Genomic DNA, 15,982 nt, shown 5'->3' with positions numbered 1-15,982 from the left:
GAAGTAAAAGCTACAATATTATAGGGACAGCCCCTATTTTAGGACAGCCCCCTTATCTAATAAAATATTTTTACACTAGAGAAAACACTCGTGGATTAAGTCGTCTTGAGTCTTGCGAATAACTGGTCATTTTCTTAACGCAGAAAGCGTTTCTTTAATATAGTTATTAAGCTGTTCTTTATGAGTTTCCTGCAAATTTAGAAACTGAATCGAAAACGTATACTTTCCTTTTTCACTTGAAGCATGAACAATTCGGCTTATGACAATCTCATTTTCAGCAAAGAACGGTGGACCAAGTTTAACCTCCATAAGTTCGCCAATAGCAATATACATATCACCAATAAATTGAGCACCACCAGTACTGATATTAAAAAAGCTACCGGTTTTCCAAGAATGATAAATTGGTGGGAATACCCGATATAATATATCTATAGGAGTTGTACATGGAAGACGTGGACCTTGCCGCTTACTTTGAAATTGAATATCTGATGTGGCTTTTAGTAATAATAATCGATTCATATCTTGAGAAGATTCAGAAACAAATTCTGCATCTAATAAACGAATTTTACGATCAAGCGTTTCGATTGTAATTTTAAAAGCCTGTTTTTCTAAAAAAGAAGATTTTTTTTCCCCTTCCACTAGTTTTACCGTAAAATGTTCCTCATCTATTTGAACAATCTGTCCAACTAATATTTCCTGACCATACTTTAACGTACAAATTTCACCAAGGAGCTGCTGGTCCAAGTTATTGTTCATGCCATTTCCCTCCCGCATAAATTTTTTTAAAATATAAATTAACATTCTCTCTTAAACTATTTCATGTAAGGCCAGCATATTCCTGTCCAACATTTTGAAAAAAGTATGACAATCTAGGCTCGGGCTTTATGAAATAGAAGTAGAGGAAGAGGATATCAATTTATTAGTCGGTGAAATGAACAATGTAAATGTAACAAAATAATCATATTCAAAAAATTAATACTAATTTGTTTTTTGTATAATGAGTTTAATATCAAGGAAAGGATGGAGCTTATGTTACTAAAAAGTAGACTAGAATCAAATGAATTATTGGCATTGCGATATCTAAGTAGGAGAATGGAGCTTACGGAAAAGGAAAAGTATCATTATTTAAACTTGGAAAAGGGTTATGAAGGAGAATTGCAATTTGATCTGCTAGCGAAAAGTCTTAAAGAAGAAAGGTATATCATTAATGACTTGCTACTTGAAGTAAATAACAACTTTTTTCAAATAGACTGTTTAATGATCTCACAGGGAGTTATTCACATACTGGATATAAAAAATTATCATGGTGATTGCTACTTTGAGGCCAATAAACTATACTCCGTGGCAACTAAGCGTGAATACAAGAATCCAATAGATCAATTAAATAGAAGTGCTAATCTTTTCCGTCAATTTCTTCAAAACCTCAGGCAAAATTTCCTAGTAGAAGCCTCTGTTATTTTCATCAATCCTGAATTCACCTTATATCATGCCTCAATGGACAAACCTTTTATATTTCCAACCCAAGTTAATAGATTTTTAGAAGACTTAAATAAAACTCCATCAAAATTAAATGAAAGTCACAAAAAATTAGCTCAAAGTATTGTGTCATTACACAAAACCGAGAATCCATTTACCTCATTGCCCAAGTACAATTATGAGCAATTGCATAAGGGCATTTATTGTAATACTTGTAAGTCATTTAAAGTTTACAAAAAAAATAATATTTTGTTATGTAGTAATTGTGGTGGAAAAGAAAAGATTGAAACAGCGATTTTGCGGAGTGCACGTGAATTTATGTTACTTTTCCCTGAACAAAAAGTAACTACTCAAAGCATCTATGATTGGTGTAATTTGGACGTAAGTAAAAGAACAATTTGTAGGATTTTAAAGAAAAACTACACTACTATTGGTAGTACAAATAATACTTATTATCAATGTTGAAGCGAGGTATATTGATTTAAAAATAGGCGCTGCTGTTTGGGAGACTATTCGGACAGGATTTTAGCAAAAGCAGCAAATGGTGTCCGAACTAGGCGATAGTTCGGACAGGATTTTAGCAAAAGCAGTAAATGGTGTCCGAACTAGGCGATAGTTCGGACAGGAATTTAGCATAAGCACCAAATGGTGTCCGAACTTGGTGGTAGTTCGGACAGGATTTTAGCAAAAGCACCAAATGGTGTCCGAACTTGGTGGTAGTTCGGACAGGATTTTAGCATAAGTACCAAATGGTGTCCGAACTTGGTGGTAGTTCGGACAGGAATTTAGCATAAGTACCAAATGGTGTCCGAACTAGGCGATAGTTCGGACAGGAATTTAGCATAAGTACCAAATGGTGTCCGAACTTGGTGGTAGTTCGGACAGGAATTTAGCATAAGTACCAAATGGTGTCCGAACTTGGCGATAGTTCGGACAGGATTTTAGCATAAACAGCGATTGGAGTCCGAACTTGGTGGTAGTTCGGACAGGATTTTAGCATAAGTACCAAATGGTGTCCGAACCTGACCATAGTTCAGACGTTGCAAAATAGAAAAAGCCTAATTACCTCAAAGTAGAGACTAAATTTTAAAAAAATAAAATAGGATCATAGCAAATGAGAAAATCATTGTAATGATCAAAGAATAACTATATCGGTCAGTTTTTCGCTTATGCCGATATTTATTAACAATTAAAAAGAAAATGGATAAAACTAACAAGATTATGCTTGTATAGAAGGCTGATTTTAAAACATGAGAATCCCAGTAAGTACGTCTTTGCGAAAGATTAAGAATACGGTCAAAAAAAGTATATGCTTCAGGTTGAGCAGTATGAATTACTGAAAGAATCAAAAATAATAATATCCAAGCAATAATTGGTGCAACCACTAGAGCCTTACTCCAAAAATCAGGTCCGCGGCGCCTATCTTGAAACCCTCTCCATTCCTTTTGACTCATATGTACCATCCCTCTTCACTATTAAATAATAGTATACAATTCCATTATAAATTTCTTTTTTACGACTGCTTTAGGGCATTTGTTAAATTTAAGTAAAATTTTAACCAGTCCTTTTTTAATAATTGGGATGATTGCCTGTACGTTTCTTAAGAATTTGAATTAAATATAGAAGGGTAGATAAATAAGCTGGTCAATAAAAGCGGGAATTACAAAAAATTATCAGGAAGTGTTTGAGTCCCAAGGAACAGAAGGGTAGGGTCTAAAGTTTTATAAAAAATAGAAGGGTTTTAACGGATACTACAATTTAGATTGGCGGGGATACCCGCAATTACTCCTGATAATAAGTCTAATAAGGTTGTGATAAATAGTATCAAGGTCGAGGGGAACAAAGGGAGGGAGTGAATAAATGGACATTCTGTATTTAAAAAAGTGCGTAAAAAACATACAAGTAAAAAATATGGTAAATGCTGATGTGGAAGTCGTCAATAAGTCTCCATTAAAGATGATGGGAAAAGGGAGACAAGGCGCAGTTTTTCAATTTACTGATGATATATGCGTAAAAGTATTTGGGAATGAGGAGGATTGTGAACGTGAATATTACGCGCTATCACTAGGACAAAAAAGTAGTCTTTTTCCTAAATTGTATGCTAAAGGACCATTATACATTGCTATGGAAATTGTTAAAGGTGTAGATGTACGTGAATATCTCCAATCGCAACCATTAACTAAGGCGCTTTCGGAAAAACTAATAGAGATGTTAATCATATTTAAAAAAATAGGCTTTGAGCGAATTGATCACCATAAGCGCCAAATATATTTGCAACCAGACGGTAATCTGAAGGTAATTGATGTAGCAAGAACAGTTTGGCGGGACAGGGTTTATCCTTATCCTCGTAAGCTATTAACTTCTTTAGGTGAAGAAAATAAGGAAATATTTTTAACTCATGTTCAAGAAATGGCACCAGAGCTATATGAGGAGTGGAAGCACTATATTCGCATGGAAGAACTTTCACGGCAAATATACCAAGGTCTAATTGTTGAGAAGTCAATTAATAAAAAAAATAAAAAGCGTACAAAATCATTATTAACAACAAAGGATGACCAGAAGTATGTTATTCAATTAGAAGGGTTAATGCATAAAGTTTTTAAAGAAGAATGGGTTAAAACTATGCTTGCCCAGGGATATGATCCAGATGCTGTAATGGAAAAAATCGATAAACACTGGGAAAAGTATGAGCAAAAAGGGAACGGTAACCTCAACAAAAGAAACTTGAGTAAACGAAAAAAACGGTTAGAAAAAGCTAAGGTAAAAGCTAAGGTAAAAGCTAAGGGAAAATCAGAGGAAAAAGACAAGGATAGCAAAAAGAAAAAAAATAATGAGAATAAAGCACAAACTAATAAGGAAAAACGAAAAAAAAGAAAAAAGTAATAAAAATATTGCTGAATTAGCATAAAACCATTAAATTCCAAAAATAAAAAAATAGAGTAGCAACTGTTATAAAATTAAAAAACCTTAATGTATTAATAAAATAAAAAATGAGGAGGACCCTAAATAAACTAGAGGAGACGTTATGATGAAGGTACTTGTAATTTGGCGTTTGCTCACTGTCGGGGGGGTAAATGCGGGTTGGCGCAATCGTTCAATATATTTTAAAAAACACGGTATTCATACAGAATTTCTTTATACCACTGATCATGGAGGCCTTCATATCATGGAGGATATAGCCCCAGTTTATTTATCTAAAGATGAAGATGAAATCGTCAACATTATTAAACAAAATAGTTATGATGCGATCATTGTTGTTGATACTGCTAGTGCGTATAAATGGATTACAAAAGCACAATTTAAAGGCCCGATATTTGTAGAAGCACGTACACCAGAACTTATTAAACTAAAACCTCATTTAGAAAAATTCAGAGGAATTCAACCGGTCTCAATAATAGTCCCCTCCCTCTATCAAAAACGGTTAGTCTCAATACTCGTTGATTCTATCCCGACTCATGTAATATATAACGGTGTAGATTCATCGTTTTTCCGCGCAATTCCACACGAAGAAATTGATTATAAAAGCGTTCCTATTTTACCAAAAAATAAAAAAGTAGTTGCCTATATTGGGAGATTAGATAAAAGGAAAAATTGGCCAATGCTTTTAGAAATAGCAAAGAGAATAAAAAACGAACGGAATGATATTGAAATATGGGTAGTTGGAGGGGCGCAAAGTGTTCAGCGCGAAGAATTTGCAGCAAAATGGCAGGAGGAACAACTCACTGATATTATAAAATGGTTTCCTGTTATTCATTATCAGCAAATGCCGCATATGTATGCCAAAATACGCGAATCAGGTGGATGTACGCTTGCAACTACTAAATCTGAATCATTTGGTAATACATTTATTGAATCAATGATTTGTGGTGTCCCGGTAGTTGCTTCAAGAATGATGCCTGTTACCGAAATTGTAAAAAATGGAAATACAGGTTTACTATATCGGGGCCAAAATGTAGATGATGCTAAAAGGCAGCTCTACAAAATTATCGATAACCGTGAATTACATGAGAAAATGTCAAAAGCATCGATTGAACACGTTTTAAAACATTTTGAAATTGAAGTTGTGGCAAAGCAATATGTGGACTTGTTAATGCAATTAGTGCAGCAAGATGAAGGGTCTGATAGTGAGGTGAAATCCTAATGATGGAACCCGTTGCCTACCAAAGGAAATTGGAAGGGAAATCGAATGCACATTTAATTACTTTTAACGATGGAAATGATTATGTAGTGAAATATTTCCAACCAGGGTTTGAAAAATCATTACCAAATGAATGGGTCTCGTATTGTTTAGCACGTTATCTCGGACTCCCGGTTTCATTCGCACAAATAGTAGAAATTCCAACTGAATTCTCCGCGCAAATACTTGAACTCCAAAAGCAAAATTCAACAGAACTCCTAAAGCGGAATGCGCAAATACCGAAACTCCAAAAGGAGAATGCACAAATATCAGAACTCGAAAAGCAGAATGCGCTAATCCTAGAACATCTAAAGCAGAACTATAGCTGTTTTCAATTTGCCTCTCGATATATACCAAATTGTAGTAATGGGCATCAAATTACAAATATTGCACAAATTACGAATCATCATGAATTAGCAGGAGTTATTTTATTTGATTATTGGTTATGCAACACCGACCGTACGCGAAAAAATATTCTCCTACAAGAAGATGCAAAAGACACATACAAATTATGGATTATTGACCATGCAGAGGTTTTTGGAACGTATAATTGGCAGCTTACTGATTTAGATTTGTTGCCAAACGGACTTATCAAAAGTGCAACACATCAACTAATGGCGTCTTTTATCAAAAATGAAGAACACTTTCTTGAACAACTAGAAATTATTCAAACAATTCCTATTCTATTAATAGAAGAAATTGTTGAATTAATCCCGGAGGACTGGTTTGTTTCTAAGGAGGAAAAAAAGGCGATGGTAAGTACTTTATTACATCGTCGACGGAAAATTTTACCTAAAGTAATGTCGAGATTTATAAAAAGAGTATACAAAAGCCTTCACAACTAGACTATTTTATCATTTGTAGAATTAAACAATTTTCATAGGCTACTAACGTGACCTATGCCTCTGCTTTGAATATAAATATAGGAAATTCAAGAAGGAGGCAGCTTATGAAAATCAAGAAAGCAATTTTACCAGCCGCAGGGCTTGGCACTCGTTTTTTACCAGCAACTAAAGCACAACCTAAAGAAATGCTGCCGATTGTTGATAAACCTACGATTCAATACATTGTGGAGGAAGCGGTCGCTTCAGGGATAGAAGAAATAGTCATCATCATCGGCAGAGGTAAAAGATCAATAGAGGACCACTTTGATAAATCCTATGAACTAGAAGATGCGTTATTAAAAAAAAACCAGCTGGCTTTATTAGCGGAGATTCAAAAAATATCGAACCTAGTAAACATATATTATGTTCGTCAAAAGGAGCCAAAAGGGTTAGGACATGCTATTCTTTGCGCAAAAAGTTTTATAGGGAATGAGCCGTTTGCGGTCTTGCTAGGGGATGATATTGTAAGGTCGGAAATACCATGCTTAAAGCAAATCATAAATGTATTTGAGTATTGCAATAGCTCGGTTGTAGCAGTCCAGGCTGTTCCTGAAAATGAGGTATATAAGTATGGAATCATCAAACCAAAAGGTGCAAACATTGAGCCGAACCTATACCATATTGATTACTTAGTTGAAAAACCAAGAATAGATGAAGCTCCTTCCACATATGCAATCATGGGACGCTATGTTTTACGCCCTGAGATATTTGATATTTTAGCAGATTTGCCAATTAAAGCTGGTTGCGAATTACAACTAACAGAGGCCATTAATGAACTAAATAAACATCAAGCTGTTTTAGCCTATCACTTTGAAGGAATTCGTTATGATATTGGTGATAAAAATGGATTTATTAAAGCAACCTTAGACTTTGCTCTTCAAAGAAATGATACTAGAGAAGCGCTCCTCTCCTATTTAAAAGACGTGTGTAAACGTGAAGACATCCAGAATATGAATAGGGAGCTAGAATAATATGAACGTTACAATAGTAGGGACGGGATATGTTGGCCTGTCAACAGGAGTATGTTTAGCAGAAATTGGTCATAAAGTAACATGTATTGATATTGATGAGAAAAAGATAAATAATCTTCGCCAAGGTATATCACCAATTTACGAACCAGGTCTTGAGCCTATGTTAGTAAAAAATAGTAAGGCGGGCAACTTGTTATTTACAACATCGCACCAAGAGGGATTATCTGAAGCAGAAATTATTATCATTGCAGTAGGGACACCACAGGGGAGCGATGGAGCAGCGGACTTATTTTATTTAAAGCAAGCGGCAACGGATATTTCCGCCCATTTAAACCATGATGCTATCGTTGTGATAAAGAGTACGGTCCCTGTTGGTACTAATGATCACATTAAAAATGTATTAGAAAATGAGTGTAGCAACAATGCGAAAATTGAAATTGTCTCTAATCCAGAATTTTTAAGACAAGGTTCAGCCGTTCATGATACGATGCATGCTGACAGAATTATAATTGGTTCCAACAATAGTGAGGCTGCCGCAAAAATTGCAGAAATGTATCGACCATTAAATGTACCGATAATTATAACTACACTACGTAGTGCAGAGATGATTAAATATGCTTCTAATGCATTTTTAGCAACAAAAATTAGCTATATAAACGAAATTGCAAATTTATGCGAAGCAGTCGGAGCAAATGTTGAAGATGTTGCCAAAGGAATGGGAATGGATAAAAGAATTGGTGAAGCTTTCTTATATGCTGGAATAGGCTACGGTGGTTCGTGTTTTCCAAAGGATGTGAAGGCTTTACTTCATACTGCAAATAATAACAACGTCAATTTCTCACTTTTAAAGGAAACGATTACAATAAATGAACACCAACATGAACTATTAGTAGTGAAGGCTTTGAACCGTTTTGGAGATTTAAATGGGAAAAAAATAGCGATGCTTGGTCTATCCTTTAAGCCAGAAACTGACGATATGAGAGAAGCTCCATCAATCAAAATTGCTGCGTTATTAACAAAATTAGGGTCAGAAGTGGTAGCGTATGATCCTGTTGCAACAAACAATGCTAAGAAAATCCTAGGAAATACAATAAAATATGCAAAGTCGGTAAATGAGGCCGTGTTGAATACAGATGCTTTATTTATTGTAACGGAATGGAATGAATTTAAAAACTTAGATCTCTCATGCATAATCAATAAAATGGCAAAACCAATTGTGTATGATGGCAGAAACTGTTTGAAAGAGGAAATGATAACCGCTTGCGAAGCAATCGAGTATTATCCAATTGGAAAACCCGCGATCATTATTAAATAATCGTAGTTTATAATAGTAGTTTATAATAGTAGTTGTTTAATGGTTTTTACGATGTGAAAGGCGGCTAATTTAATTATAAAGCACCAATAAAAAATGCAATTTAAAAGAACAGTAAATCGGAAGCTGTTCTTTTTCTCATTGCGAACTTTTGTAGTATATTTATATAGTTAAATAATATTCAGAAATATAAAAATATATGCTAGACGAAAACAAGTCTTTGATTTACAATACTATTATTGAAATAATATTAAAAATTATTTTTCTATTCTGATAAACAAAATGGTAATGTATTCACTACTAGTTTAGTAGAATAAATTAAGATATCTTACATATTTTCAGAATAGTTAAATAACAAAAAAGGGGGATTTTTAGGAATGAAGAAAGGACTTTCAAAACTTCTTATGGCCTCAACGTTATTTGCAGGTCTACTAGCAGGCTGTTCTGGTGGAAGTGAAACATCACCATCAACATCAACTTCTACATCAGGCGGCAGTGAAACAGCTGGTGGTGATGCAGAAACAATTTTAATTGGAGCAAACCTAGAGCTCTCTGGAGCGGTTGCTTCTTATGGCTCATCAATTGCTCAAGGATTAGAGCTAGCCGTTGAAGAAATCAACGAGGGTGGCGGTATTGATGGCAAGCAATTAGAAGTAGTCAAGGTAGATAACAAATCAGATGCTGCTGAAGCTACAAATGCAGCAATTAAATTAACGAGCCAAGACAAGGTTACAGCGATTATTGGTGCAGCAACTAGTGGTAATACAGTTGCCCAAGCTCAAATTGCAAATGATACAAATACAATCCTTTTAACTCCATCTGGTACAAGTCCAAATGTAACAGTGAATGAAGATGGGTCGGTAAATGATTACGTTTACCGCATTTGCTTCATTGATCCATTCCAAGGAACAGTTGCGGCAAACTTTGCAGCAAATGAATTAAAGGTGAAAAATGCAGCTATCTTTGCGGATAGTGCAAGTGACTATGCGAAAGGTCTAGCAGCGTCATTTAAGGAAACATTTGAGGCAGCGGGCGGTACAATCGTATCTGAAGAAGCATATGTTGCAAAAGACACTGACTTCCGATCAACATTAACGCGCATTAAGTCTAAAAACCCAGAATTCGTATTTATCCCTGGATACTACGAAGAAGTTGGTTTAATTATTAAACAAGCTCGCGAAATGGGTATTACAGTTCCGTTTATGGGTGCTGATGGCTGGGATTCACCAAAGCTAGTAGAATTAGCTGGTGCTGAAGCGTTAAATAACTCATTTATTACAAACCATTATTCTTCAGAAGATCCAGACGAAACAATTCAAAACTTTGTAACGAAGTTCCAAGAGAAGTATGAAGGAAAATCTCCTGACGCATTTAATGCATTAGGATATGACTCAGCTTATCTTTTAGCAGACGCAATCAAGCGTGCTGGAAGCACAGAACCAGCAGCAATCAAGGATGCACTTGCAGCAACAACTGATCTTTCATTAGTTACAGGTATTGTGACTATAGATGAAAATCACAACCCAGTAAAATCGGCTACAGTATTAGAATATGTAGATGGAAAGCAAGTCTTCAAAACAAAAGTTAATCCTTAATATGAAAGTTATACTGGAATGGGGGGATTAATCCTTCCATTCCAAATTTTTGAGCACCTATGGATTGAATAAGGAGTGAGAATTAATGGAATGGATACAGCAAATTATAAACGGCATATCACTCGGCAGTATTTACGCCTTAATAGCATTAGGCTATACAATGGTTTACGGAATTATAAAATTAATTAACTTTGCCCATGGCGATGTTTTTATGATCGGAGCATTTATTGGGTTTTATGCTATTGCGGGATGGGGGCTAGACTTTTTCTCAGCGCTTTTACTGTCGATGGCTGTTTGTGCTGTATTTGGTGTACTTATCGAAAGAATTGCCTATAAACGGCTTCGTAATGCAACAAGAATAGCAGCCCTGATCACGGCAATTGGAGTATCTCTTTTAATCGAGTATGTAATGATTTATATCCGCGGTGCACAACCAGAAGCCTATCCTAGTGTATTTTCTAATAAATCTTTTGATTTCTTCGGTGCACAAGTGAGCAGCCAATCGCTTTTAATTCTCTCAGTTTCAATTATTCTCATGATTATATTGCAATTTGTCGTTCATAGAACAAAAATCGGTAAAGCAATGCGAGCTGTATCCCATGATGCAGATGCCGCAAGATTAATGGGAATAAATGTTGATACTACTATTTCAGCTACCTTTGCAATTGGATCAGCGCTAGCAGGCGCTGCAGGAGTTATTTTCGGTGTATATTACACAAAGATTGACCCATTAATGGGAATCATCCCAGGCTTGAAAGCATTCGTTGCCGCCGTTTTAGGTGGAATCGGGATTATCCCGGGGGCAATGGTAGGCGGACTCGTTTTAGGAGTTGTTGAAACGATCGTAAGTGCTTTGGGATATTCATTATGGAGAGACGCGGCAGCATTTATTATTTTAATCCTAATTCTTATTTTTAGACCGTCGGGCATCTTTGGTAAAAATACAAGAGAGAAAGTGTAGGTGAAATAGAGATGACAAAGAATAAGAGATTTTGGCTGTTTGTAGTGCTTTCTATCATCATTTACAGTGTTGTTCAATTCCTTATATCGACTTCAGTTTTAAACCCATTTTATACGAATACGTTAATCTTTATGATTATTAATATTATATTAGCAGTTAGTTTGCATTTAGTAATTGGTATTACGGGGCAGTTTTCGATTGGACATGCAGGATTTTTAGCTGTTGGGGCGTATATTTCAGCAATTTTCACGATGAAGCTTGGACTCCCATTTCCGGTTGCCCTAATTGTTGGTGGGATTGTTGCGGCATTAGCAGGATTAGTCGTTGGAATTCCAAGCTTACGCCTAAAAGGTGATTATTTGGCAATTGCGACACTAGGATTTGCTGAAATCATTCGGATTATATTCTTGAATATTGATTATGTCGGCGGTGCTGCCGGAATGCAAGTAAAGCATTTAACGAATTGGTCATATTCATTTATTTGTTTATTTATTACGGTGTTAGTCATTGTCAACTTTACAAATTCACGCCATGGACGGGCATGTATTTCCGTTCGTGAAGATGAAATAGCAGCGGATTCTATGGGAATTAATACAACTTATTATAAGGTCGCGGCTTTTGCAATTGGTTCATTTTTCGCAGGGGTTGCAGGCGGTTTGTATTCTCATAATTTTTATATCATTCAACCTACTAACTTTGGATTTTTAAAATCTTTTGACATTTTAATCTATGTTGTATTAGGTGGACTTGGTAGTCTGTCGGGGTCTGTTATAGCAGCAGTATTATTAACGGTTGTATCGACGTTTTTACAGGATTATCCTGAAACACGAATGATTATTTATAGCCTTATATTAGTTATAGTGATGCTTTATCGTCCACAAGGATTAATGGGTACTCGTGAAATCACAGATTACTTTGGTAAGTGGAAAAGCGCGAAAGGAGGTAACTAAATATGGGAAATAGTCCATTGCTTCAAATTAAAGGCGCTGGAATTCAATTTGGCGGTCTAAAAGCTGTTTCAAATTTCAACATGGAAATTAACCAGGGGGAACTAATTGGGCTTATTGGTCCAAACGGAGCAGGGAAGACTACATGCTTTAACCTGTTAACAGGGGTATATGTTCCAACAGAAGGTGATATCTTCTTTGCAGGAGAACGTCTCAATGGACTTGCGCCATATCAAGTTACTAGAAAGGGAATAAGTCGTACCTTTCAAAACATTCGGCTTTTCAAGGAACAATCTGTGCTAGATAATGTAAAAGTTGCTTATCACTCTTTAGCAAAACATACAATTGTGAGTTCGATCCTTCGTTTACCATCACATTTCTCAGGTGAGAAGGAAATGGAGGAAAAATCAATAGAGTTCCTTAAAATATTTCAACTAGATAAGTTGAAGGATGAAAAAGCGAAAAATTTACCTTATGGTCAGCAACGACGATTAGAAATTGCCAGAGCGTTAGCAGCAGGTCCGAAGCTATTGTTATTAGATGAGCCAGCTGCAGGGATGAATCCTCAAGAAACGCATGAATTAATGGAGTTAATCGCGTTTATTCGTAAGGAATTTAACTTAACAATCCTCTTAATCGAGCATGATATGAAACTGGTTATGGGTATTTGTGAAAGAATCTATGTGTTAGATCATGGCCAGCTTATTGCAGAAGGAACACCAGAAGAAATCCGCAACCATCCAAAGGTCATTGAGGCTTATTTGGGAGAGGAGGTTAGTGACAACAATGCTTAAAGTTGACCAAATCGACGTATATTATGGTAATATTCAAGCCCTTAAGGAAGTTTCGTTACAGGTAAATGAAGGAGAAATTGTTACACTAATTGGTGCAAACGGCGCTGGGAAAAGTACATTGTTAAAGACGTTATCTGGATTACTAAAGCCAAAAAGCGGGAAAATTGAGTACCTCGGTTCCTCAATTTCTGGTAAACCAGCCCAAAGCATTGTGAAAAATGGGATTTCACATGTTCCAGAGGGACGTCGTGTATTTGCAAATATGACAGTTGAAGAAAATCTTGAATTAGGTGCGTTTTTACGGAAAGACAAGCAGGAAATTCGTAAAGATTTTGAGAAGGTATATGAACTTTTTCCGCGCTTGCTTGAACGGAAAAAACAGCAGTCAGGTACTCTTTCGGGTGGCGAACAGCAAATGTTAGCGATGGGTAGAGCTCTAATGGCAAGACCAAAGCTTTTGTTGCTAGATGAGCCATCAATGGGATTAGCGCCACTACTAGTTAAAACCATTTTCAATATTATTGAAGAGATCAATAAAACAGGAACTACGATTTTGCTAGTTGAGCAAAATGCAAATATGGCTTTATCGATTGCCAATCGCGCCTATGTAATTGAAACAGGACGTGTTGTTGTTTCTGGTACTGCAGCGGAGCTACAGGCAAGCGAACAAATTAAAGAGGCTTATCTTGGCGGACTATAGTCAAACCAATAGAAAAACGGTTGAAAATAATAGGGCTGTTCAAAATCATCAATGATTTTTGAACAGCCTTGTTTGTTGTTTAGGAAATTATAAAAAATGATCCTGTGGATAAATACTATAGTACAGAGAGTAGTCGTCCAGCGCAAGCCCCCAGCGACTAGTAAACGTCGCACATCTCTTTTGCGATAAGTCTAAGTCAACATCGAATCGTCCCTCGACGTGTTTCCTTTATCTCAGTCGATGCGCTCTTAGTTTATACGTCCCTAATCAAGTTGCCTATAGCTTTTGTACTTATTTTCGATGCATTTTAAATTCTAAAAACAGTTCATTGTAATAAGCTAAGTTTTTTAGCCCAAGATTTTCATACACTTCAAGCTTTTCTGTAAGCTCTGGTGACGGATAAAACCGCTCGTCCGTAACCATATCCTCTGGCATATAATTGAGCGCTTCCTTATTAGGCGTTGAATACGAAACATACTCGGTATTTTGTGCCGCTATCTCAGGATCTAACATAAAATTAATAAACTGATGGGCCGCTTCGATATTTTTTGCAGTTTTCGGGATAACCATATTATCGAACCAAAGATTTGATCCTTCAATAGGAACAACATAGTCCAAATCTTCGTTTTCCCACATTATATCGGCAGCATCTCCTGACCATACAAGTCCAATAGCAGCCTCTTCGTTTGCCAACAGCATTCTTGTTTCATCCCCAACGATTGCTTTAACATTCGGAGTCAACGTATCAAGTTTTCTTTTAGCTTCAATTAAATGGTCTTTATTAGTATCATTTAAAGAATAGCCAAGACTATTCAAGCCCATGCCAATTACCTCTCTTGCTCCATCTATTAAAAGAATTTGATTTTTTAACTCAGGATTCCAGAGGTCGTTCCAGCTTGAAATCTCCATGTCCTCAAGTAGCTTTGGATTATAGACAATGCCGACTGTTCCCCAGAAGTAAGGAACAGAATATTTATTACTCGGATCAAATGGTAAATCCATAAAGCGCTCATCTATATATTGTAAATTAGGAAGCTTTGAATGGTCTAATGGAATAAGTAAGTCCTCTTCACGCATTTTATCGATCATATACTCAGACGGAACGGCAATATCATATGTAGTGCCACCCTGAGCAATCTTTGTCATCATTGCTTCATTTGAATCAAACGTTTCATAAATTACTTTCGTACCAGTTTCTTCCTCAAAGCGTTCGATTAATTCCTCATCAATATAGTCGCCCCAGTTGTAAATCGTAACCGTGTTCCCGCTCGAATATCCATGAGAAGAATTTAATTTTGAAATGATGACCAATAGGACAATTGAAACTAGCATAACGACTAGAAAAGCGTGGATTAATTTTTTCATCTATTAACTCCCACCCCTCTAGGCTTGTTGCGTTGTGTAATAAAGTAATAAATGACAACTAACAGCATAGTAAAGATAAATAGAAGGGCAGACAACGCATTAATATTTAAGGAAATACCACGCCGAGCCAATGAATAGATCTCAACAGAAAGAGTACTGAAACCATTGCCGGTTACAAAAAACGTAACGGCAAAATCATCAAAGGAATACGTTAATGCCATGAAAAAGCCAGCTAATATTCCGGGCGTAATATATGGAATAATAACCTTAGTGAGGACATCCCACTGACTAGCACCTAAATCTCTTGCGGCGTCAAGTAAAGATGGACTCATCTCTGCTAACTTCGGCAGTACCATTAAGACAACAATCGGGATACAAAATGCAATGTGGGATAGAAGCACTGAATAAAATCCGAGCTTAATCCCGCCGATTGTAAATAATATTAAAAATGAAGCACCGATTATTACATCAGGACTTACAATAAGAACATTGTTTAATGATAATAACGCATTTTTTGTTTGTCTTTTCGTAACGGTATGAATGGCTAAAGCACCAAGAACGCCAATAATCGTCGATATTAATGCTGATAATAAGGCAATAACGATCGTGTTTAGCACAATAATAAGCAGTCTTGTATCATGAAACAGTTCTCGATACCAGTCAAGGGTAAACCCTTCAAAATCATACATTGTTCCGCCACTATTAAAAGAGTAAAATACTAAAAAGAAAATCGGAGTATAAAGGATTAGAAAAATCGCGACTAAATAAAGCTTTGATAAAGGTGATATTCTTTTTTTCAT

15 protein-coding genes are annotated in these 15,982 nt (G+C 36.0%); 11 read left to right on the top strand and 4 right to left on the bottom strand.

Going from position 1 to position 15,982, the window contains the following annotated elements; all coding sequences use genetic code 11:
- Positions 1–126: 126 nt before the first annotated feature.
- Positions 127–756, bottom strand: a complete 630-nt coding sequence (locus D612_RS0117060) for a PilZ domain-containing protein (RefSeq protein WP_017756718.1) — start codon at positions 754–756, stop codon at positions 127–129.
- 273 nt (positions 757–1,029) lie between these two features.
- On the opposite strand from D612_RS0117060, the gene D612_RS0117055 reads away from it, so the two are divergent.
- Entirely contained in the window at positions 1,030–1,941 is a 912-nt protein-coding gene (locus D612_RS0117055) for a nuclease-related domain-containing protein (protein ID WP_017756717.1), read from the top strand.
- A 614-nt stretch (positions 1,942–2,555) separates the two neighbouring features.
- Here D612_RS0117055 and D612_RS0117050 read toward each other — a convergent pair.
- Positions 2,556–2,930: a hypothetical protein gene (locus tag D612_RS0117050; protein ID WP_017756716.1), complete on the bottom strand. Its 375-nt coding sequence runs from the start codon at positions 2,928–2,930 to the stop codon at positions 2,556–2,558.
- A gap of 406 nt (positions 2,931–3,336) precedes the next feature.
- Between D612_RS0117050 and D612_RS0117045 the strand changes: the two genes are divergently transcribed.
- From D612_RS0117045 to D612_RS0117000, 10 genes are all read left to right on the top strand, one after another.
- The gene (locus D612_RS0117045; RefSeq protein ID WP_017756715.1) at positions 3,337–4,359 is read left to right on the top strand and encodes a hypothetical protein; all 1,023 of its coding nucleotides are present in this window, start codon (positions 3,337–3,339) and stop codon (positions 4,357–4,359) included.
- Between the two features lie 145 nt (positions 4,360–4,504).
- Positions 4,505–5,617 carry a glycosyltransferase family 4 protein gene (locus D612_RS0117040; protein ID WP_017756714.1) on the top strand — a complete coding sequence of 371 codons (1,113 nt, stop codon included), beginning with the start codon at positions 4,505–4,507 and terminating at the stop codon, positions 5,615–5,617.
- Complete coding sequence (locus tag D612_RS0117035; RefSeq protein WP_017756713.1) at positions 5,617–6,498, top strand: HipA family kinase; 882 nt, start codon at positions 5,617–5,619, stop codon at positions 6,496–6,498. Before D612_RS0117040 ends, D612_RS0117035 begins: the two co-directional genes overlap by 1 nt.
- Positions 6,499–6,602: 104 nt before the next feature.
- Complete coding sequence (galU, locus tag D612_RS0117030) at positions 6,603–7,508, top strand: UTP--glucose-1-phosphate uridylyltransferase GalU (RefSeq protein WP_017756712.1); 906 nt, start codon at positions 6,603–6,605, stop codon at positions 7,506–7,508.
- A gap of 1 nt (position 7,509) precedes the next feature.
- Positions 7,510–8,823: a UDP-glucose dehydrogenase family protein gene (locus D612_RS0117025; protein WP_017756711.1), complete on the top strand. Its 1,314-nt coding sequence runs from the start codon at positions 7,510–7,512 to the stop codon at positions 8,821–8,823.
- A gap of 374 nt (positions 8,824–9,197) precedes the next feature.
- Complete coding sequence (locus tag D612_RS0117020; protein WP_017756710.1) at positions 9,198–10,415, top strand: ABC transporter substrate-binding protein; 1,218 nt, start codon at positions 9,198–9,200, stop codon at positions 10,413–10,415.
- Between the two features lie 85 nt (positions 10,416–10,500).
- Complete coding sequence (locus D612_RS0117015; protein ID WP_017756709.1) at positions 10,501–11,376, top strand: branched-chain amino acid ABC transporter permease; 876 nt, start codon at positions 10,501–10,503, stop codon at positions 11,374–11,376.
- An 11-nt stretch (positions 11,377–11,387) separates the two neighbouring features.
- Positions 11,388–12,326 carry a branched-chain amino acid ABC transporter permease gene (locus D612_RS0117010; RefSeq protein ID WP_017756708.1) on the top strand — a complete coding sequence of 313 codons (939 nt, stop codon included), beginning with the start codon at positions 11,388–11,390 and terminating at the stop codon, positions 12,324–12,326.
- A gap of 2 nt (positions 12,327–12,328) precedes the next feature.
- Positions 12,329–13,117 (top strand): ABC transporter ATP-binding protein, encoded by a 789-nt coding sequence (locus tag D612_RS0117005; protein ID WP_017756707.1) that lies wholly within the window; start codon positions 12,329–12,331, stop codon positions 13,115–13,117.
- A complete protein-coding gene (locus tag D612_RS0117000) occupies positions 13,110–13,817 on the top strand; it encodes an ABC transporter ATP-binding protein (RefSeq protein ID WP_017756706.1) in 708 nt (235 codons plus the stop codon). The genes D612_RS0117005 and D612_RS0117000 overlap by 8 nt, the downstream gene beginning before the upstream one ends.
- A 291-nt stretch (positions 13,818–14,108) precedes the next feature.
- Here D612_RS0117000 and D612_RS0116995 read toward each other — a convergent pair whose 3' ends face one another.
- Together D612_RS0116995 and D612_RS0116990 are read right to left on the bottom strand one after the other, a co-directional pair.
- Positions 14,109–15,182 (bottom strand): ABC transporter substrate-binding protein, encoded by a 1,074-nt coding sequence (locus tag D612_RS0116995; protein WP_017756705.1) that lies wholly within the window; start codon positions 15,180–15,182, stop codon positions 14,109–14,111.
- Positions 15,179–15,982, bottom strand: coding sequence for an ABC transporter permease (locus tag D612_RS0116990; RefSeq protein ID WP_017756704.1), 804 nt, complete (start codon positions 15,980–15,982; stop codon positions 15,179–15,181). The genes D612_RS0116995 and D612_RS0116990 overlap by 4 nt, the downstream gene beginning before the upstream one ends.

This window comes from Calidifontibacillus oryziterrae (assembly GCF_000331575.1).
Lineage (GTDB): Bacteria > Bacillota > Bacilli > Bacillales > Bacillaceae_J > Calidifontibacillus_A > Calidifontibacillus_A oryziterrae.
Note: the sequence above shows the minus strand (reverse complement) of the source record. Positions and strands in the feature narration are given on the sequence as shown.